Source organism: Methylobacterium sp. WL7 (genome assembly GCF_008040085.1).
GTDB lineage: Bacteria > Pseudomonadota > Alphaproteobacteria > Rhizobiales > Beijerinckiaceae > Methylobacterium > Methylobacterium mesophilicum.
Genome location: NZ_VRVG01000032.1, coordinates 16,863 through 36,071, shown reverse-complemented (window position 1 = coordinate 36,071; position 19,209 = coordinate 16,863). Strand labels below are relative to the sequence as shown.

17 protein-coding genes are annotated in these 19,209 nt (G+C 70.6%); 5 read left to right on the top strand and 12 right to left on the bottom strand.

From position 1 onward, the window contains the following. Window positions 1-109: 109 nt before the first annotated feature. From phnC to FV233_RS11155, 5 genes are all read right to left on the bottom strand, one after another. Window positions 110-958, bottom strand: a complete 849-nt coding sequence (gene phnC, locus FV233_RS11175; RefSeq protein WP_147897527.1) for a phosphonate ABC transporter ATP-binding protein — start codon at window positions 956-958, stop codon at window positions 110-112. A gap of 123 nt (window positions 959-1,081) precedes the next feature. After that, window positions 1,082-1,714 carry a chloramphenicol acetyltransferase gene (locus FV233_RS11170; RefSeq protein WP_147897526.1) on the bottom strand — a complete coding sequence of 211 codons (633 nt, stop codon included), beginning with the start codon at window positions 1,712-1,714 and terminating at the stop codon, window positions 1,082-1,084. Further along, window positions 1,707-2,393, bottom strand: a complete 687-nt coding sequence (locus tag FV233_RS11165; RefSeq protein WP_147897525.1) for a DUF1045 domain-containing protein — start codon at window positions 2,391-2,393, stop codon at window positions 1,707-1,709. Before FV233_RS11165 ends, FV233_RS11170 begins: the two co-directional genes overlap by 8 nt. 26 nt (window positions 2,394-2,419) lie before the next feature. Continuing rightward, window positions 2,420-3,568: a ceramide glucosyltransferase gene (locus FV233_RS11160; RefSeq protein ID WP_147897524.1), complete on the bottom strand. Its 1,149-nt coding sequence runs from the start codon at window positions 3,566-3,568 to the stop codon at window positions 2,420-2,422. Window positions 3,569-3,710: 142 nt separating this feature from the next. Next, a complete protein-coding gene (locus FV233_RS11155; protein ID WP_147897523.1) occupies window positions 3,711-6,896 on the bottom strand; it encodes an autotransporter domain-containing protein in 3,186 nt (1,061 codons plus the stop codon). Between the two features lie 494 nt (window positions 6,897-7,390). On the opposite strand from FV233_RS11155, the gene FV233_RS11150 reads away from it, so the two are divergent. After that, complete coding sequence (locus tag FV233_RS11150) at window positions 7,391-9,019, top strand: inorganic phosphate transporter (protein WP_147897522.1); 1,629 nt, start codon at window positions 7,391-7,393, stop codon at window positions 9,017-9,019. Between the two features lie 120 nt (window positions 9,020-9,139). On the opposite strand, the gene FV233_RS11145 is transcribed toward FV233_RS11150, so the two are convergent. Beyond that, the gene (locus tag FV233_RS11145) at window positions 9,140-9,367 is read right to left on the bottom strand and encodes a hypothetical protein (RefSeq protein ID WP_238261308.1); all 228 of its coding nucleotides are present in this window, start codon (window positions 9,365-9,367) and stop codon (window positions 9,140-9,142) included. A 15-nt stretch (window positions 9,368-9,382) separates the two neighbouring features. Next, complete coding sequence (locus FV233_RS11140; RefSeq protein WP_147853997.1) at window positions 9,383-9,796, bottom strand: MucR family transcriptional regulator; 414 nt, start codon at window positions 9,794-9,796, stop codon at window positions 9,383-9,385. A gap of 252 nt (window positions 9,797-10,048) precedes the next feature. Between FV233_RS11140 and FV233_RS11135 the strand changes: the two genes are divergently transcribed. From FV233_RS11135 to FV233_RS11125, 3 genes are all read left to right on the top strand, one after another. After that, complete coding sequence (locus FV233_RS11135; protein ID WP_147897521.1) at window positions 10,049-11,008, top strand: helix-turn-helix domain-containing protein; 960 nt, start codon at window positions 10,049-10,051, stop codon at window positions 11,006-11,008. A 37-nt stretch (window positions 11,009-11,045) separates the two neighbouring features. Beyond that, entirely contained in the window at window positions 11,046-12,035 is a 990-nt protein-coding gene (locus tag FV233_RS11130) for a helix-turn-helix domain-containing protein (RefSeq protein WP_147853995.1), read from the top strand. 310 nt (window positions 12,036-12,345) lie between these two features. After that, the gene (locus FV233_RS11125; RefSeq protein ID WP_147853994.1) at window positions 12,346-13,305 is read left to right on the top strand and encodes a helix-turn-helix domain-containing protein; all 960 of its coding nucleotides are present in this window, start codon (window positions 12,346-12,348) and stop codon (window positions 13,303-13,305) included. Window positions 13,306-13,321: 16 nt separating this feature from the next. Here FV233_RS11125 and FV233_RS11120 read toward each other — a convergent pair whose 3' ends face one another. The 5 genes from FV233_RS11120 to FV233_RS11100 form a co-directional block, all read right to left on the bottom strand. Beyond that, a complete protein-coding gene (locus tag FV233_RS11120) occupies window positions 13,322-14,644 on the bottom strand; it encodes an MFS transporter (protein ID WP_147853993.1) in 1,323 nt (440 codons plus the stop codon). 176 nt (window positions 14,645-14,820) lie between these two features. After that, on the bottom strand, window positions 14,821-15,744 hold the full coding sequence (locus FV233_RS11115) for a hydroxymethylglutaryl-CoA lyase (protein ID WP_147853992.1): 924 nt from the start codon (window positions 15,742-15,744) through the stop codon (window positions 14,821-14,823). After that, on the bottom strand, window positions 15,741-16,934 hold the full coding sequence (locus FV233_RS11110; RefSeq protein ID WP_147853991.1) for a CaiB/BaiF CoA-transferase family protein: 1,194 nt from the start codon (window positions 16,932-16,934) through the stop codon (window positions 15,741-15,743). Before FV233_RS11110 ends, FV233_RS11115 begins: the two co-directional genes overlap by 4 nt. A gap of 105 nt (window positions 16,935-17,039) precedes the next feature. Then, the gene (locus tag FV233_RS11105) at window positions 17,040-17,930 is read right to left on the bottom strand and encodes a LysR family transcriptional regulator (RefSeq protein ID WP_238261313.1); all 891 of its coding nucleotides are present in this window, start codon (window positions 17,928-17,930) and stop codon (window positions 17,040-17,042) included. 32 nt (window positions 17,931-17,962) lie between these two features. After that, window positions 17,963-18,373, bottom strand: a complete 411-nt coding sequence (locus tag FV233_RS11100) for a hypothetical protein (RefSeq protein WP_147854001.1) — start codon at window positions 18,371-18,373, stop codon at window positions 17,963-17,965. A 195-nt stretch (window positions 18,374-18,568) separates the two neighbouring features. On the opposite strand from FV233_RS11100, the gene FV233_RS11095 reads away from it, so the two are divergent. Then, entirely contained in the window at window positions 18,569-19,204 is a 636-nt protein-coding gene (locus tag FV233_RS11095; RefSeq protein ID WP_147853989.1) for a LemA family protein, read from the top strand. The last annotated feature ends 5 nt before the right edge of the window (window positions 19,205-19,209 follow it).

The following is a 19,209-nucleotide window of genomic DNA, read 5'->3' as shown; positions in this document are numbered from 1 at the left end:
TGTTCAAGCGCGGGATCGTCCGGCCGCGCGCTCGGCGCGCCCGGTCGGGCGTTTCCATCCGTCGTTGTTGGGTGCCTCGAGCCCGGTGCGCCGGCGACCGGCGCCCGGTTCAGGCGCCGATGGCGGCCTCGCGGATGGGCTGGGCCGGGACGAGGCCGGGCAGCCCCGGCAGGGCCGCCCGCTGCTCGGCCTCGCGCTCCGGGGAATCGTCCAGCACCTCGCCCGCCTCCAGGCCGTAGAGCCGGCGCGCCACGTCCTCGGTGAGGTCGAACGGGCCGCCCTCGAACACCACCCGGCCGGCGGCGAGCCCGACGAGGCGGTCGCAATAGGCCCGGGCGAGGTCGAGGGAGTGCAGGTTGCACAGGACCGTGATGCCGTAGCGCCGGTTCACGGCCGCCAGCGCGTCCATCACCAGCCGGGTGTTGCGCGGGTCCAGGGACGCCACGGGCTCGTCGGCGAGCAGGATCTCGGGCTCCTGCACCAGCGCCCGGGCGATGGCGACGCGCTGCTGCTGGCCGCCCGACAGGCCGTCGGCCCGCTGGCCGGCGAACTCGCCCATGTCGAAGCTCTCCAGGGCGGCGAGCGCCATGGCCTTGTCCTCGTCCGACCACAGCCGGAGCAGGGAGCGGTGGGTCGGCACATGGCTGAGCCGGCCCATCAGCACGTTGGTCATCACGTCGAGACGGCCGACGAGGTTGAACTGCTGGAAGATCATGGCGCAGCGGGTGCGCCATTCCCGGAGCGGCCGACCGCTCAGGCCGGTGATGTCGCGACCGTCATGGAGGATGCGCCCGGAACTCGGGTCCGCGAGGCGGTTGATCAGGCGCAGGAGCGTTGATTTGCCAGCTCCAGACCGGCCGATGACGCCGACGAAACTGCCGCGCTCGATCCGCAGCGAGACTCCGTCCACGGCCAGGCGGCCGCCGTACTGACGCGTGAGATCCTCGACGACGAGCATAAACTTCCATCCGCTGCGGGGTGGAGGCAGCTAAACGCCTCTTCCACGACGGTTGAATGACGAATACGAAATGATTTCTTTAGTCGGCGCACCAAAATCCGCGACGCCCGACCCGGTTTCTCCCTAGGTCCCCGACCAACTCGTATACCGCTCCACAAACTCTTCGATCGGCAGCGCGCGGACATCCGGCAGCGCCCTGCGCAGGCGCTCGTGGTCCCAATCCCACCAAGCGAGGCGCTCCAGCCGCTCGGCGACCGGCTCGGGGAAGCGGCGGCGCACCGGCCGGGCCGGGTTGCCGACGACGATCGTGTAGGCCGGGACGTCCCGCGTGACGATCGCGCCCGCCCCGACCACCGCGCCGGTGCCGATGCTGCGGCCGGGCAGCACCACCACCCCGTGGCCGATCCAGACGTCGTGCCCGATGGTCACCGGGCTGGCCCGGCGGCGCGCGAAGAACGCGTCCTCGTCCGCCTCCTCGGGCCAGTAGGCCTGGGCCCGGTAGGTGAAATGCGCCTGGCTCGCGCGCTCCATCGGGTGGTTGCCCGGGTTGATCCGCACCGCGGCGGCGATCGAGCAGAACTTGCCGATGGTGGTGTAGATGACCTCGCCGTCCTGGCCGATGTAGGAATAATCGTCGAGCACGGTCTCGGTCAGGCGCGTGCGGGCGCCGATCTCGGTGTAGCGGCCGAGATGGCACTCGACGATCCGGGCGCTCGGGTCGACGGCCGGCTGGAGGCCGAGATGCCGCTCAGCCATGCGCGTCTCCGAACGGCAGGCGCGCCAGCAGCCGGAACGGCTCGGCCCCGTCCTGCACGAGCACATTCAGGGCGTCGATCACCGCGGGCTCCGGGCCGGTGGCCGCGTAGGCGTCGGTCAGGCGGCGCTGCCAGGCGGCGCGGTCGGGATCCGGCAGCGCATCGGTCAGCGTCATGTGGAACCGGAAGGCCTCGAAGACATACGGATAGCCCCAGCGGGCGAGCAGGGTGCGGCCGCGCGGATCGAGGCGCTCCGGGCGGCGCTTGGCGCGCTCGCTCTCGGACAGCGGCGCCCGCCACGGGTCCAGGGCGGCGACGCATTCGGCGGCGAGCAGCCCGAGTTCCGGCGGCGGGGCCGCGGGAACCAGCGCCAGGAACGGTCCGAGCGCCGCGACGGCCAGCGGGCCGAGCGCCACCGGCGGGTGCCCGGCCGCGAGGTCCCGCGCCGCCGCGACGAGGTCGGCCTCCTCGGCCCCCGGGGTGAGGCGCATCGGCGCCTTGAGGGTCGCGTGGAAGCCGTAGACCCGGGCGCCCGCCGTGACGGCGGCGAGGTCGCCGAGCGCCTGCGGATGCGGCACCGGCGCGCCGGCGGCGTTGTCGTAGCCGAGGACGGCATTGCCGAAGGCGGCCAGGGCCGAGCCGGGCGGGGGGAGCCAGTAGAGGGCGTAACGGCGCGTCATGTCGTGACCTCCGGCCTTCCGCGCGGTCACGCCGTCGGCGCGCAGGCGCGGTCGACGCCGGCGCGGCGCGGGCGCACATCCATGGCGTTGCCGCGCCAGACGATGGCGCTCTGCACCCAGGCGCCGAGCCACAGAGCCGGGATCAGCGCGTCGCGCACCACGAACGCCGCCAGCATGCGCGGCCCGCGTTGCCAGCCCGCGCGGAAAGCGAGCCGGTACTCGGCGCCATAGCACAGCCCGACGAGGCCGGCAGCGCCCGCGAGGCCGGCCGGGCTGCCGGCCCACAGCGCCACCAGCAGCGCCGGCAACAGGACGCCGCTGCCGATCTCCGGGATGAAGAACAGCGCGAAGGTCACCCGGCGCAGGCGCGCCCAGCGCAGCTGCCGCGCCCAGACCTCGCGGAAGCCGCGCTGTCCCAGCGGCTGCTCGAACGGGCTCGCCACGAGGTGGACGCGCTTGCCGGCGGCGCGCACCAGCTTGGTGGCGGCTGCATCCTCGGCGATCTCGGAGGCCAGCGCCTGAAGGCCGCCCCGGGCCTCCAGGAACGGCTTGTGCCAGAGCATGCTCTTGCCCTGCGCGAAGCCCAGGCCGAACGCCTCGGCCGCGTATTGCCAGCGGGCCTGCAGGGTGTTGAGGAAGGCGCATTCCACCTCGGCCATGAAATTGCCCGGCCGGGCGCCCGCCGGGGTCGAGCAGACCAGGCCGGTGTCGGCCCGCCAGGCCGCCTGCAGCCGCTGGAGGTAATCCGGCGGCATCGCCACGTTGGAATCGGCGAGCACGACCCAGTCATGCGCGGCGGCGCGCCAGCCGCGCACGCAATTGTTCAGCTTGGGATTGTCGCTCACGCGCTCGTCGCCGAGGATCAGCCGGGCCGGCACCTGCGGGTGGTCGGCGATCAGGCGCTGCACCCGCGGGACGATCGGATCGGCCGGGTCGGCCACGCAGAAGATCAGCTCGTAGGCCGGATAGGCGAGGCGGAAGCTGCGAGCCAGCATCTCGTCGCTGAACGCCTCGACCCCGTGGAGCGGCCGGACCAGGGAGACCGGGGCCCCGGCCGGGAAGGTGGACGCGCCGTGGACCGTCCCGATGCGCCGGCCCGCGATCGCGATGCTGGCGATCTGGATCAGGGCCAACAGCGCGCCGAGGGACAACGCCGACACCGTGGGGTCAATCATGCGGATCCCTTGTTCACGCCCGTGATCGGCCCGGATCGCCGGCGAGCGCGTTGAATCAAGGACTTAGAGCCGTCCCCGATCACAACGTGATCGGGGACGGCTCTAGCGGCCGGACCGCGTCAACCGTGTGACAGCGCCTCCCTCAGAACCGCAGCGTGAGGTTGCCCTTCACGGCCTGGTCCTGCGCCCGGGCGCCGACTTGGCCGGTGTAGGACACGCCGAGGGTCGCGTTCGGCGCCACCCGCAGGTCGAGCCCCGCACTCGCGACCAGCGCGTCCCGGTCGATCGGCACCCCCGCGCTCAGGAAGGCCGGGCCGGTGCCGAAGCTCAGCAGCGCCGTCGGGACCACGTCCCCGAACGCCCGCCGGTAGCCAAGCAGGCCGTAGGCCTTCACCGGAAGCCCGAAGCCCAGATCCAGGCTGGTCTGCGCCCGCACGCCTGCCGTCACCGCGCCGAGGTCATAGTCGCGCGCGTAGCTCACCAGGGCCGCCGCGCCGCCCGTCTCCGCAAACCCGTCCCGCCGGATGCCGATATAGGCCGCGCCGACGAACGGCTCGAGATAGGTCGAGGCCTGCTGCAGCGCCGGGCCGTCCTTCGCCATCAGGGCCGCCGGCGCGCTCAGGGTGAACCGGTAGCCGATCTCGCCGAAGCCCTGGATTGTGTGGCCGCCACCATGCCCGGTCGGGCTGTCCGACAGGCCGTACAGCACGCTGCGCCGAGTGCGGGTGTCGGTGTCGGCGTAGAGGGCGCCGAGCCGCACCGCGACCGGACCGAATTCGTACCCGCCGTAGACGCCGCCGAAGCCGCTCTTGAGCGTCGCGCTCTCCGCCCGGGCATTGCCGCCCTGCCGGCCGGCGCTGTCGAGGTTGGCCTCGGTGTAGCCGCCGACCACGCCGAACTTGAACCCGCTCGGCAGCCGGATGTCGGCGCCGAGCGCGAAGCCGGCGATCTGCCGGTCGAGGTCGAAGGCGTTGCCGCCCCCGCCGGCCGTGCCGAACGCACCAAAACCCTGGCCCCAGAGCCCGAACACCTGCGGGTCGAGGATCCGCGCCGGCACGCTCGCCACCACGGGCGACCGGCCCGGCAGGTCGGCGCTGTAGGCCGCCGGCACGCGGCCGTCGTCGAGGCTCGCGGCCGAGCCGCCCCAGCGCAGCCGGTCGAGCACCGCCTCGCGCACGAAGAACGCCGTCTCGTAGGCCGCCGACACCGTGCCGGCGTGGATGTCGCCGGCGAGCGCCCGGAAGCCGTCGGCGGCCTCGGCGGTGGTGAACGCCAGGGCGGCGTCGTAGGCCCGGCCGGACCCCGCCGCCTGGAGCGCGTTGGCGGACGCGACGCCGTTGCGGCCGGTGGCGCCGGCGGCCAGCGGGACGTCGTTGCGGGTCAGGGTCAGGGCGACGTCGTTGGGCAGGTAGCGCAGGCCGGGGCTGAGGAAGGCGAGGTTCGCCGTGACCCCGTCGAACCGTCCCGAGACGCCGCCGGCCGCGCTCAGGATGGCGTAGGTGGTTCGCGGGCTGTAGGCGCCGGAGGCGGCCACGACCTGCACGGTGCCGCCACTGAGGGTCACGGCACCGCCGGCCGCGATCCTGTCGGCCTGTCCGGCTGCGTTGGCCTCGACCCGGTAGACCGAGCCCGGCGCGAAGGCGACCGAGCCGGCGACGTTGAGGGTGCCGATGGAGTTGCCCGGCGCCACGATACCGCCCGACAGGGCGTTGAGGCCGCCGAGCGTGCCCGAGCCGCCGAGCAGTCCGCCGGCCCCGACCGAGACGGTGCCCGCGATGGTGCCGTTGGCGTAGAGCGCGCCGCCGTTGCCGATTCCGACATCGATGCCGAGGCGGTCGCTCGTGTCCATCCGCAGGGTGCCGGTGACGGCTCCGAAATAGCCGGCGGCGGAATAGAGGTCGATGCGGCTCCAGTAGCTGAGCGGGCTGCCGTAGAAGGCGGCGAGCGCGTTGGTCTGCGTGTTGACCACGATCTGGTTGATCGTGGCGGTCGAGAGCTGGCCATAGAGGCCGCCCTGCGGGGCGAGCGTGCGGGCGGCCGCGGTCGATCCGCCGTAGAGCGGGGCCAGCAGGATCGCGGCGTCGGGGCCGCCCGCCGGGGCCGCCTCGCGCGGGGCCTGGGTGAAGGTGAGGGTCGGCAGGCCGTAGGTGAGGCGCTGCTGGTAGGCGGCTTGGTTGGCCCCGGATGGCACGTAGGGGTTGCCGGCGGTGTTGGCGGCGCCACCCGCGCAGGCCGCGACGGTGTTGCCGCATTGGGCGGCGAGGTAGGCTTGGAGCTGCCCCTGCGCCTGCACGAACTGGTTCGGCAGGTTGATCGCGACGCCGGTCACCGCGGCGTTGTTGACGTAGGCTGGGTTCGTGAACGCCTGGGCCAGGTCGTAGGCCGCCAGCGCCCGGCTGCCGATCACGTCGAGCGGATAGTGGACGCCGAGCACGATCCGGCTCTCGCCGTACTCGGAGGCCCGCAGCAGCACGTTCTGATATTGCTGCGGCACCAGCATCGCCAGCAGGTAGCCGCTGGTGAACGCGTAGGTGGTGTGCCCGCTCGGGAAGGAGGCGTTGGTCGCGAGGCCGGTGAGCGCCGTCGGATCGAACGGGTTGATCCGGCCGGGTGCGACCTGGACCGGGCGCGACGAGCCGTACACGTCCTGGCCGGGCTGGGTGTTGGTGACGCCGTAGGCGAGGTCGTAGACGCTGTTGGTGGTGTTGGGCAGGCCGTTGGCGGTGGGCAGGCTGTAACCCGCCGGCGCCACGGCCGGCACCGCCACGTAGTTGGCCGGCGTCACGCTCGGGTTGTTGGCCGCGCCGTTGGCGAAGTAGTTCTTGGCGACGCCGAGGTTGTTGCCCGTGAAGGTGTTGGCGTTGACCAGCAGGTTGACCACGCTGCCGAGGGCGCCGTTCACGCCCTGGGCGGTCCCGCGCTGGTAGATCGGACCGAGCTGCGCACCGAGGCCGCCGACCGGTTGCTGCGGGACGATGCCGTTGATCGGAATCTGTCCGGGCAGGCCGCCGGCGATGTTGGCCGCGACGCCGTAGCTGCCGAGCCCCGAGGACGACAGGCTGTTGCTCGCCGCACTGAGCAGGTTCTTGTCGCTGATCGCCACCTGCTGCCGGGCGAGGTCCGCGCCGGTGTTGAGCGCGATGGTCTGCGCCAGGTTCAGGGTCAGCGTCGCCTGCCCGGCCGCCGTCCCGTTGAGCGCCAGGTAGGGCGCTAGCAGGTTGAGCACGTTGACGTCGGAGGCCGTCGTGTTGACGGTCTGCGCCTGCACCTCCGACCCGCACGCGGCGACCATCAAGGCCGCGATCGAGACCCCATAGCGAACGTTCATTCCTGGCCCCCAAGCCCGCGGCCATTCGGCCTGCGGCGGGAGATTTAGCCACTTCCACGAACGCGAATGCGTCATAATCCATTCACAAAGCCCTGAATCATCGCGTGTATCCCGGCGGCAACAGCACGATATATTAGCCGGCACAAATCCAGGGTCGGATCATCTTGCGCTATGCTTCCGGCGCCGCGACCGCACCGCCACAAAAGCTTCACGCGTCCCCCGCGCCCGACGCCGGCCTTTCGATCGACGCGGACCATCGCCGGACGGATGTCAGGTCTCGGTACGGGGACCCGGGGCGGTCGTACCAGTAAACACCGCGACCCAGCCCTCGAAGAGGGCGGAATAGACTTCGTCCGGATTGATATTTTCGGATCGTTGGCGGTGGACGCACGAATATAATGCTTCGCTGAATACATCCGACAAAACGTCACTGAAACGTCATCCCATAATCTTAATCCCGGCCCGCTTCCGAAGACGATTCAACGCGAGGGCCCATGTCCGATTCCGCCGTCATTCCGCAACACGGGGTGGGGAGCAGGCCCGCGGGCGGTCCGCGCCTCGAGCACGGGATCCATCTGGGGGGCGTCGTCGCCTTCCTGGCGGTCCTGGTGGCTGGGCTCGGCTACGCGGTGGTGAGCCTCATCGCCGACATGAACGCCGTCGGCGAGGCGCCGCTGGCCTACGGGGCCTTCGCGCTGCTCGGGCTCGCGCTGCTGATCGCCCTCGCCTTCGAGTTCGTGAACGGGTTCCACGACACCGCCAACGCGGTGGCCACCGTGATCTACACCCACTCGATGCCGCCGCTGGTGGCGGTGGTCTGGTCGGGCTTCTTCAACTTCCTGGGGGTGATGCTGTCCTCCGGCGCGGTGGCCTACGCCATCGTCACCCTGCTGCCGGTGGAGCTGATCCTGCATGTCGGCTCGGGGGCCGGCTACGCGATGATCTTCGCGCTGCTGCTCGCCGCCATCATCTGGAACCTCGGGACCTGGGCTTTCGGCCTGCCGAACTCCTCGTCGCACGCGCTGATCGGCTCGGTGCTGGGCGTCGGCCTCGCCAACCAGCTGATGGGCGGCGGCGACGGCACCGCCGGCGTCGACTGGAACCAGGCCTTCAACGTGTTCAAGGCGCTGCTGTTCTCGCCCCTGTGCGGCTTCGCCCTCGCGGCGCTGCTGCTGCTGGCCCTGAAATTCGCGGTGCGCCGCAAGGACCTCTACGAGGCTCCCAAGGGCGAGACGCCGCCGCCGGTGTGGATCCGCGGCCTCCTGATCCTGACCTGCACGCTGGTGTCGTTCTTCCACGGCGGCAACGACGGCCAGAAGGGCATGGGCCTGATCATGCTGATCCTGATCGGCGCGGCACCCACCGCCTACGCGCTGAACCGCACCATGTCGGACGACACGACCCCGGCCTTCATCCAGAGTTCGGCGGCGGCGAGCCAGGTGTTCTCCGCCCGGGCCGCCGGCGCTCCCCAGCCGGAGGCGGCACAGGCGCGCCGGACGGTGACGGACGCCCTCAAGTCCAAGGACCTGAACCAGCCGCCGGTCTACGCCGCGCTCTCCGCGCTCGCCACCGACATCGCCACCAGCGTGAAGAACTACGGCGCGATCCGCACCGTCCCGGCCGCCCAGACCGAGAACCTGCGCAGCGCCATGTACCTCACCGCCGACGCGGTGCGGCTGCTGCCCAACGCCGGCGCGGGTCTCTCCGAGGCCGAGACGACGACCCTGAAGAGCTACACCGGGCTGCTCAACAACGGCACCCGCTACATCCCGGGCTGGGTGAAGGTCTGCGTCGCCCTGGCGCTCGGCCTCGGCACCATGGTCGGCTGGAAGCGCATCGTCGTCACGGTGGGCGAGAAGATCGGCAAGACCCACCTCACCTACGCCCAGGGCGCCTCGGCCGAGATGGTCGCCGCGGGGACGATCGGGCTCGCCGAACTCTACGGCCTGCCGGTCTCGACCACGCACATCCTGTCCTCGGGCGTCGCCGGGACGATGGCGGCCAACGGCTCGGGCCTGCAGATGGCCACGGTGCGCAACATGGCGCTCGCCTGGATCCTGACCCTGCCGGCCGCCATCACGCTGGCCGCGACCTTGTTCTTCCTGCTGCGCCACGTGTTCTGACGCCGCGGGTATCGGCGGGGTCGAGCCCCGCAATCGACGGACAAGCATGACGACGGACAGGGCCGTTTCCGCACCCCGCGGAAACGGCCCCATCTGTTCCGGCCCCGGTTTCCCGAGACCTCACGGGCGCGCCATGGCTCGCACGAAGGCGAGGCAGGTGCGGCGCGCGGCGACGGTCTCGATCGCCATGAAGGCCGTCACGAGATCCGCCGCCTGAGCCACGGCCTCGCGCGGCTCGGGCTCGTCCGGCAGGAAGGCGGCGACCGGCATGCGGAGCGTTCCGGCGATCCGCTCCAGGATCTCCCCGGAGCGATCCGTCTCGGGCTGCCCGTGAACCGGATGGGTCATGGCGCAGGCCATCGCTCAGGCCGCCTGGTTACCGAGCTGGATCGCCCGGGCGATCTCCGAGCGCCGCTTGGCGTAGCCGGGGGCCACCATCGGGTAGTCGGCCGGCAGGCCGAACTTGGCGCGGTAGCGCTCCGGGGTGAGACCGTTGGCGGTGAGGTGGCGCTTCAGCGTCTTGTACGAGCGGCCGTCGATGAAGCTGATCAGGCCGTCCTCGCCGATCGAGGCCTCGACCTCGGCGGCGGCCGGGCCGGTCCAGGACGTGGCGGAGCCGGCGGGCTTGCGCTGGAGCACCGCGATCGCGGCATGGACCTGATCGATCAGCACCGGCAAATCCCCTGCCCCCACAGGGTTTCGCGACACGTAGGCCGCAACGATCGCGCCGACTTTCTCGAGCAGGAAGGATGAGCGGGGTTCGGGTTCGTTGATCATGTGAGGCGCTGCTGTTCAATCTCGCGTCATCAATACCCCACGTCCGCCGACCGACGGCCCGAAGGTCCGCCCCAGTGATCGACAGCCGCGAGGCGTCCCACCGGCGGTGAGTTGCCAAGTTCACCTCAGGTTGCTCAAATGCATCCCTTGAGGCTGAAAATAATATACAATATGTGTCGGGCGGCGCTTGTCTGGTGACGCGGATCCCTTGTTCCGGCCGCGCGAAATGCCGTTCGGTCGAAAAATTTACTTATGGAAGCATTGTTTTCGACAGAGGGTCTTAACCCCCTGCACAGCTTTCGGCGCTGGCGGGAGTCGCTCGTCGGGCGGGGTGTCCCCCTCGAGCAGACGCGCCTCGACGACCGCCCCTTCCGGGCCAAGCTGGAAGCCGCGAGCGTCGGCCCGCTGGTGCTGACCCGCGTCGCGCACGGCGCCATGCGCAGCGAGGCGACGCGCGGGCTGATCCGGCGCAACGGCAAGGACGGCACCGTCGTGGTGATCTTCAAGCTCGCCGGCACGTCGATGCGCAGCCAGGATGACCGCAGTTCGGTGCAGCGCCCCGGCGAGTTCGTGGTGATCGATCATCGTCCGGCCGCGCACGAGTCGGGCACGGACAGCCAGTCCATGTTCCTGGAGCTGCCCCGGGAGCGCCTGGAGAGCGTGCTCGGGTCCACCCGGCTCTACACATCCCTGACGATGGGTGCCGACGTCGTCTCGACGGGGCTGACGGTCAAGTTCTTCCACGAGCTTGTCCGGTTGCGCGACCGGCTCGCCCCCGACTCGGCCGCCCGCATGGCGTCGGTCGGCGTGGACCTGATCGTCGCCAGCATCGCCGAGCGCCTGACGCTGGAGGTGTCCCGGCCCCTACACGGGACCGTCGTGGTCCAGCGGGCCAAGGCCCATGTCGAGGCCCATCTGGGCGACCCGACCCTCGACCCGCCCCAGCTCGCGGCGGCGATGGGCGTGTCCCTGCGCCGGCTCCAGGAACTGTTCCACGAGCGCGGCCAACACATCTCCGACTGGATCTGGCAGCGTCGGCTGGAGGCTGCGGCCAAGCGCCTGGCCGACCCGGGCTGCGCCCACCTGCCGATCGGAACCCTGGCCTTCGGCTGCGGCTTCGCCAGCCAGGCCCACTTCTCCCGCCGCTTCAAGGAACGCTACGGCATGGCCCCCCGGGAGTACCGCCACGCGACCCTCTTGAGCATCCCGTAAACCACCACATCGCCCGGCATCGCCAGGGACAGCACCCGTGCAGCCCGTATTCTCGACCGACAACCTTCACCCGAAGAGCAGCTTCAAGATCTGGCGGGAGACGCTGTTCGAGCGGCTGGTGCCGATCGAGATCGAGCGCCTCGACGACAGCCCGTTCGCCGGCAAGATGGAGTTCGCCAACGTCGGCACCCTGCGGATGACCCGGGTCACGCAGGGCGCCCTGCGCAACGAGACGACCCCCAATGCCGCGCGCCATCACGACCGGGCCGGCATGGCCGTCGTGCTGTTCAAGCTCTCCGGCAGGTCGACCTGCCTTCAGGACGGCCGGGACTCGGTCCAGAAGCCGGGCGACATCGTGGTGCTCGATCACCGGCCGTCCGTGGTGACGACGAGCCCGGGCAGCCAAGCCGTGTTCCTCGAATTGCCGCGCGAACGCCTCGAGAGCATGCTCGGATCGACCCGCCTCTACACCGCGCTGTCGATGGGGGCGGAGATGGCCTCGACCAGCCTGGCATCGACCTTCTTCCGCGAGCTGATCCAGGTGCGCCACCGGCTCGATCCGGACTCGGCCGAGCGGATGTCGACGATCGGGCTCGACCTGATCGTGGCCTGCATCGCCGAGCGGATGGCCCAGGAGGTGCCGCAGCCGCTGCACGGGACCGTCGTGGTCCAGCGCGCCAAGGCCTTCGTCGAAGCCAACCTCGGCGACCCGACCCTCGACCCGCCCCAACTCGCGGCGGCGGTGGGCGTGTCGCTGCGCCGGCTGCAGGAGTTGTTCCACGAGCGCGGCCAGCACATCTCCGACTGGATCTGGCAGCGCCGCCTCGTGGCGGCCGCCAAGCGCCTGGCCGACCCGAGCTGCGCGCATCTGCAGATCGGCGCCGTGGCCTTCGGCTGCGGCTTCGCCAGCCAGGCCCATTTCGCCCGCCGGTTCAAGGAGCGCCACGGCCTGTCTCCGCGGGAGTACCGGGTCGCGGCCCTCCTGGACACGGCGGAGCGGCCCGACGATCCGACGCGGCGGCGATAGGATTCCCCGGCGGTCTCATCGCCGCCGCCGCACGCGGTCCGGTCCCTGTTCCGGGCAGAGTGAGGGCAGTCGGGGATCGCCCCGCCCGCGGGACACAAGATCGCATTCGCCTCGTGGTACTCCGCTTGCATACACGATGAAATTTTTTGTATACAAGGACAAAACACCGTCTTCACGACTTTGATAATCCGGCAAGTACTGAATTTTATAGCACAGTTTTCAGCAACAGATCGAGGTTCAGCCCAAATATTTCAGAGGTCTGTCGCGCCGTTGTCCGGCGTCTGCCATCGCCGAAAACGGAAATATACTTATGAAATTATTGTTTTCGACAGATAATATTCCTATCGATGTTCGATTCAAACGATGGCTGGAGACGCTGGAAGAGCAGCGCCTGCCCCTCGAACAGGAGCAGCTCGACGCCGCGCCCTTCGAGGCCAGGCTGGAGATCGCCACGCTCGGTCCGCTCACCATGACCCGGGTCTCGGAGGGCCCGCTGCGCAGCGAGGCGACACCTGCCAAGATCCGCCGTCTGGGTGACGACGGCTGGATCAGCGTGGGCCTCACCCTCGCCGGCACCACGACGATCGCGCAGCGGGATCGGGTCTCGACGCAGCGGCCGGGCGACCTGGTGGTGATCGAGCATCAGCCGACGGTGATGACGACGAGCCCGGGCAATCGATCCTTGTACCTGAAGATTCCGCGCGAACGGCTGGAGGGCGTGCTCGGGCCGGCCCACCGCTACGCGGCCCGGACGGTGGGCGCAGACCTGGCCACCGCGACCCTGGCGATGGGCTACTTCGCGGAGTTGAGCCGCATGCATCACCAGCTCGACCCGGTCGCGGCCGCCCGCATGGGGTCGATCGGCGTGGACCTGATCGTCGCCAGCATCGCCGAGCGGATGGCGCAGGACCTGCCGCAGCCGCTCGGCGGCAACGTGCTGGTCCAGCGGGCCAAGGCGCATGTCGAGGCGAACCTCGGCGATCCGAGCCTCGATCCGTCTCAGCTGGCGGCCGCGGTCGGCGTGTCGCCGCGCCGGCTGCAGCAGCTGTTCCACGAGCGGGGCCAGGACGTCTCCGACTGGATCTGGCAACGCCGGCTCGAGGTCGCCGCCGACCGCCTGATCGACCCGGCCTTCACCAACCTGACGATCGCGACCCTGGCCGCCGGCTGCGGCTTCACCAGCCGGGTCTACTTCACGCGCCGCTTCAAGAACCGCTTCGGCCTGACGCCCAGCGATTTCCGCTACGCCGTCGGGCTCAGTCCGCAGTAGCGGTTCGGCAAGCCGTTCAAGGGCCGCGGTCGCTCCGGCGCAGGCTCGCCGGCATGGCGAACAGCAGGAGGCCGGCCGCCACCAGGCAGAGCGACCCGATGACGTAGAGGGCCGGCGTGGTCGATCCGGTCAGGTCCTTGACCCAGCCGACCATCACCGGGCTGACGATGCCGCCGAACTGGCCGAGCGTGTTGATCAGCGCGATGCCCCCGGCCGCGCCGACGCCGGTGACGAGCTTTGCCGGCAGGGTCCAGAAGGTCGGGATCGAGGCGACGATGCCGGATCCCAGCAGCGCCAGCGCGATCATCAGCGGCACGATCTGCCGGTCGAACAGGCCGGCGGTGAAGAACCCGATGGCGGCGGCGATCGCCAGCGCGGCGACGAACTTCGGCCGCTCGCCCGAGGCGTCGGACAGGCGCCCGACCACCACCATGCTGATCGCGCCGCAGATGTACGGGACCGCCGTGAGGAGGCCGACATAGGCGGCGCTGCTGCCGCTGGCGGTCTTGATCAGGTCCGGCCCCCAGAAGTTCAGCCCGTAGGAGCCGATCTGGAGGAGGAAGTAGACCAGCCCGATCATCAGGAAGCCCGGCTGGCGCAGCGCGCCGAGGAGCGAATGGTCGCCGATCTCGCGGTTGTGGTGGGCGATCCGGGCGGACAGCAGGTCCTTCTCCGGCTGCGACAGCCAGCGCGCATCGGAGATCCGGTCGTCGAGGCGCATCAGCACCAGGGCGCCGAGCAGCAGGCAGGGCAAGCCGCCGGCCAGGAACAGCCATTGCCAGCCGGCGAGCCCGGCGACGCCGTTGAGGCCCCCGAGGATCAGGCCGGCCACCGGCGCCCCGAGGATGCCCGAGAACGCCGAGGCCACGAACAGGAACGAGGTGATCCGGCCGCGATGCGAGGCCGGGAACCACAGGGTCAGGTAGTACAGGATGCCGGGCGCGAAGCCGGCCTCCATGGCGCCGATGATGAAGCGCAGGGTGTAGAAGTGCCATTCCGTGCGGATGAAGATCATCAGCGCGGTGGCGATCCCCCAGGAGATCATGATCCGGGCGATCCAGCGCCGCGCGCCGACCCGGTAGAGGAACAGGTTCGACGGCACCTCGAAGATGACGTAGCCGACCACGAACATGCTGGCGCCGAGACCGTAGGCGACGTTGCTGAAGCCGAGGTCGCTCTGCAGCTGGAACTTGGCGAAGCTGATGTTGATCCGGTCGAAGAACGCGAACAGGTAGCAGACCATGATCAGCGGCATCAGCCGCCACGCCACCTTCCGGACGATGCCGGCCTCGGTCACGTCCTCTGGGCGCGCGGGGGCGCCGGTCACCGCGATGGCCATCGTGTTCCTCCCTCGATCGGTCCGCCCGTCGAAGACGGGGGCAGCTGCGCGGGACCGCCTTCAGATGGGCGGCTTCCTCGCACGGTGTCTCAAGTCACGGGTTTCCAAAGGGCTCAGCCCTTTGGCGGGGTTCGGGGGCGGAGCCCCCGATGCATCGGGCTAAGGCCGCCCTTCGCTCAGGCGGCCCGGGGGACCGGGTGCAGGTCGCAGGGCCGGCCCGCCTGGGCGACCTGGCCGGGCACCGGGTGGCCGACCAGCCGGGGCAGGTCCCGGGACAGGGCGATCAGGGCCGGCAGGTCGAGGCCGGTCGGGATCCCCATCTCGTGGGCCATGCTGACCAGATCCTCGGTGCAGATGTTGCCGGTGGCGCCCGGGGCGAACGGGCAGCCGCCCAGGCCGCCGAGCGCCGCATCGAAGCGGCGCGCCCCCGCCTGCCAGGCCGCCAGCACGTTGGCGAGGCCGACCCCGCGGGTGTTGTGGAAATGCAGCGTCAGGTGCTCGGCCGGGACGATCTGCAGGACGCGGGCGACGAGGCGCTCGACCTGGCGCGGGTTGGCCATGCCGGTGGTGTCGGCGAGCGTCACGCCGGTGATGCCGAGCGCGCGATAGCGCTCCACCTGCGCGACGACCTTGTCGACCGGCTGGTCGCCCTCGAACGGGCAGCCGAAGGCCGTGGCGACGGAGGCGTTGGTCAGGACGGCCGAGCCCTTCACGGTCTCCATGATCTTGGAAAACCCTGCGATTGAGTCGTCCGGGCTCATGCCCATGTTGGCGCGGTTGTGGGTCTCGCTCACCGAGGCGACGAGGTTGATCTCGCCGACCCCGGCCGCCAGCGCCCGCTCGGCGCCCTTGGGGTTCGGGACGAGGGCCACGTAGACCGTTCCGGGACGGCGGCGGATCCCGGAAAAGACCTCGGCGGCGTCCCGGAGCGCCGGCACCGCCTTGGGCGAGACGAAGGACGAGACCTCGATGCGGGAGAAGCCCGCATCCGAGAGCGCGTCCACCAGGGCGATTTTTTCCGCGGTCTCGACCCAGGCGGACTCGATCTGAAGGCCGTCGCGGGGGGCGACCTCCTGGACCAGCATCGTGGCGTCGCTCATTTCACGGCTCCCGCGTCGCGCAGCGTCTGGATCGCGGTCGCGTCGAGGCCGAGATCGGCCAGGACCGCGTCGGTGTGGGCGCCGAGCGCCGGCCCCTGCCAGCGCACCGCCCCGGGGGTGCCGGACAATTTCGGCACGATGCCGGGCATCTTGACCTGCGTGCCGCCGGGCAACTCGGCCTGGAGGATCATGTCGCGGGCCTGGTAGTGCGGGTCGGCGACGATGTCGGCCACCGAGTAGATCCGGCCCGCCGGCACGTCCGCGGCGTCGAGGGCAGCCAGCGCGTCCGCGACGCTCCTGGCCTTCGACCAGTCGCCGATCACGCCGTCGAGCATGGCGGCGTGCTGCGAGCGGCCCTCGTTCGAGCGCATTCGCGGGTCCTCGGCGAGGTCGGGGCGGCCGATGGCCGTCATCAGTCGGCGGAAGATCGGGTCGCTGTTGCCGGCGATCACGACGTAGCCGCCATCCTGGGTCGGGTAGGTGTTGGACGGGGTGATGCCGGGCAGCGCGCCGCCGGTGCGGGTCCGGATCTCGCCGAGCAGATCGTATTCGGGGACCAGGCTCTCCATGACGTTGAAGACGCTCTCGACCAGTGAGACGTCCACCACCTGCCCGGCGCCGCCGTTGACCTTGACGTTGAGGATCGACATCAGCGCGCCGATCACGCCGTGGAGCGAGGCCAGGGTGTCGCCGATGCTGACGCCGACCCGGGCCGGGGGGCTGTCGGGGGAGCCCGTGGTGTAGCGCAGCCCGCCCATGGCCTCGCCGATGGCGCCGAAGCCCGGCCGGTCGCGATACGGCCCGGTCTGGCCGTAGCCGGAGATGCGCACCATCGTGAGCGACGGGTTGAGGGCCGAGAGCACGTCCCAGCCGAGACCCAGCTTCTCCAGGCCGCCGGGCCTAAAGTTCTCGACCACAACGTCGGCGCTCGCGGCGAGGCGCTTGACGATGTCGAGCCCCTCCGGCGTCTTGAGGTTGACCGCGATCGACTTCTTGTTGCGCGACTGGAGATACCACCACAGCGAGGTGTCGCCGTGCATCTTGCGCCAGGTGCGCAAGGGGTCGCCGCCCTCGGGCGCCTCCACCTTGATCACCTCGGCACCGAACTCGGCCAGGAGCTTGGTGGCGAAGGGCGCGGCGATGAGCTGGCCGAGTTCCAGCACACGGATCCCGCTGAGCGGACCTGACACCGTCGTTCTCTCCCTGTCTTTGCCCGGAGGATACGACCGGCTTCCGGGCGATGTCCAAACGCTATGCGCGAGGCTGCGTTCTCCGCGCGCGAACGGAAGCCCCTCCTATCCCCCGGCCGTGCGCAGGTGATCCAGCAACAGGGCGGCGGCAGGGGGCAGCGCGCCGGGGCGGACCACCAGGGTGAGCGTCCGCGTCGCCCAGGGGTCGGTCAACGGCACCGCGGCGAGGTTCAGCTGCGGCCCGAGCAGGGCGAAGACCCCCTCGGGGATCGTGCCGAGGCCCATCCCGGCCTGCGCCATCCGGCAGATCCCGTCGAAGCTCGGCACGTGGATCCGCAGGCGCAGGGGCCGCCCGAGGCGCCGGGCCTCGTCCCGCAGGGCGGCGTAGATCGAGCTCTCCACGTGCAGGCCGACATGGTCGTATTCGAGGGTGTCGGCGAGGGCGATTGCGGCGTGCCCGCTCAGCGGATGGTCGGCCGGCATCACCAGGACCAGGCGGTCGCCGCGATACGGGTAGGCGGTGAGCGAGCGGGTATCGGTGCCGCCGGCGCAGATCCCGAGATCGGCCGCGCCCTCCTCGACGCCCAGCACCACGCCGCCGCTCGGCCGTTCCGCCAGGTCGACGCGGATCTGCTCCTGCGCGGCCAGGAAGGCCTGGAGGTCCTCGGGCAGGAACTGCACGATCGCCGACAGGTTGGCGAGCATCCGGACGAAGCCGCGCACGCCGTGCGCGTGCTCGGCGAGTTCGAGCGCCATCTGCTCGGCGCTCGCCAGCATCCGACGGGTATGGTGCAGCAGCGTCTCGCCGGCCGGCGTCGGGCGCATCCCCCGGGGCTCGCGGGTGAGGAGCGCGCAGCCCAGCGCGCGCTCCAGCTCGGCCAGGCGCTTGCTCACCGCCGAGGGGGCGATCGCCGCCCGCCTTGCCGCGCCGTTGAGCGTCCCGGCCTCGCAGATCGCCGCGAACAGGCGCAGCGTCTTCAGGTCGAGGCGGCTCACGGTCGCCGCGGTCGGACGCGTCTCGCGAATGCCTACGGCCTCGTCTTGGCGGCCCCCGGGGGGCCGCGCCAGTCCCGCGCGCCGACCGGCTGGCCGTACGCGCCGTGACCGAGCTTCGCGCCCTGCCGGTTGACCACGCCGAAGCGCAGGACAGCCTGCTCCAGGTAGTCGATGGCGTCCACGAGGTCGGCGCGGGCGGCCGCGACCGCGCCCTCGCCTTCCTCGCCCGGGGTCTCGGCGAGGTTCACGGCGGCGATCAGCACCCGGTCGCGCTCCTCCTCGATCCGCCGGTCGCGCTCGACATGGCCGCGGACCCGGGCGTCGAACGCCTCGATCACCGACCAGGGCAGCGCGTCCTTGTCCACAGGCGCCCGGAAGGCCAGCGCGTGGCGCCTTGCCGCCGCCGCCGCGGCCCTGACGTGGTCGGCGAGTTCTGCATCCATCCCGGGTCCCCGTGCGGTCTCGCCCATGCTGTTTCGAACGCGCGCCGGTCCCGGCCGTTGCCGAGGCCCTTACCGGGTCGCACCGCCTGCCCTCAAGCGTGAATCCGGCGGGGCCCTTACCTTGACAAGGCGCGGCCTTATCTCTCGGAACTGTGATCGGTGTACCGGGCCTCGCCCGGAAGGGAGTTCCCCGGAATGGTTTCGATGCTGAATGCCGGCGCCCTGCGCCCCTCCTCCGCGGCGGCGCGCCTGCTGAGCGCGCTCACGGTCCTGCTGGTCGCCACCGGCCTCTCGGGCTGCGGCGCGATCAACCGCGTGCCGACCCTGGAGGAGCAGGCGAAGTCGTCCTGGAGCGAGGTGCAGAATCAGTACCAGCGCCGGGCCGACCTGATCCCCAACCTGGTCGAGACCGTGAAGGGCTACGCCCAGCAGGAGAAGGACGTGCTGATCGGCGTGACCGAGGCCCGCGCCAAGGCGTCGAGCGTGAAGGTCGACGCCTCGACGGTGAGCGACCCGCAGAAGTTCAAGGAATTCCAGGACGCGCAGAACCAGCTGTCGGGGGCCCTCGGGCGCCTGCTGGTCACGGTGGAAAAGTACCCCGACCTGAAGTCGAACCAGAACTTCCTGGCCCTGCAATCGCAGCTCGAAGGCACAGAGAACCGCATCGCCGTGGCGCGGCGCGACTATATCGGCGCGGTCCAGGCCTACAACACCGAGCTGCGCACCATCCCGGGCCGCTGGATCGCAGCGATCATGTATCCGGAGTCCAAGCCGATGGAGACGTTCTCGGCGACGCCCAACTCCGACCGTCCGCCGAACGTGAAGTTCTAGAGACG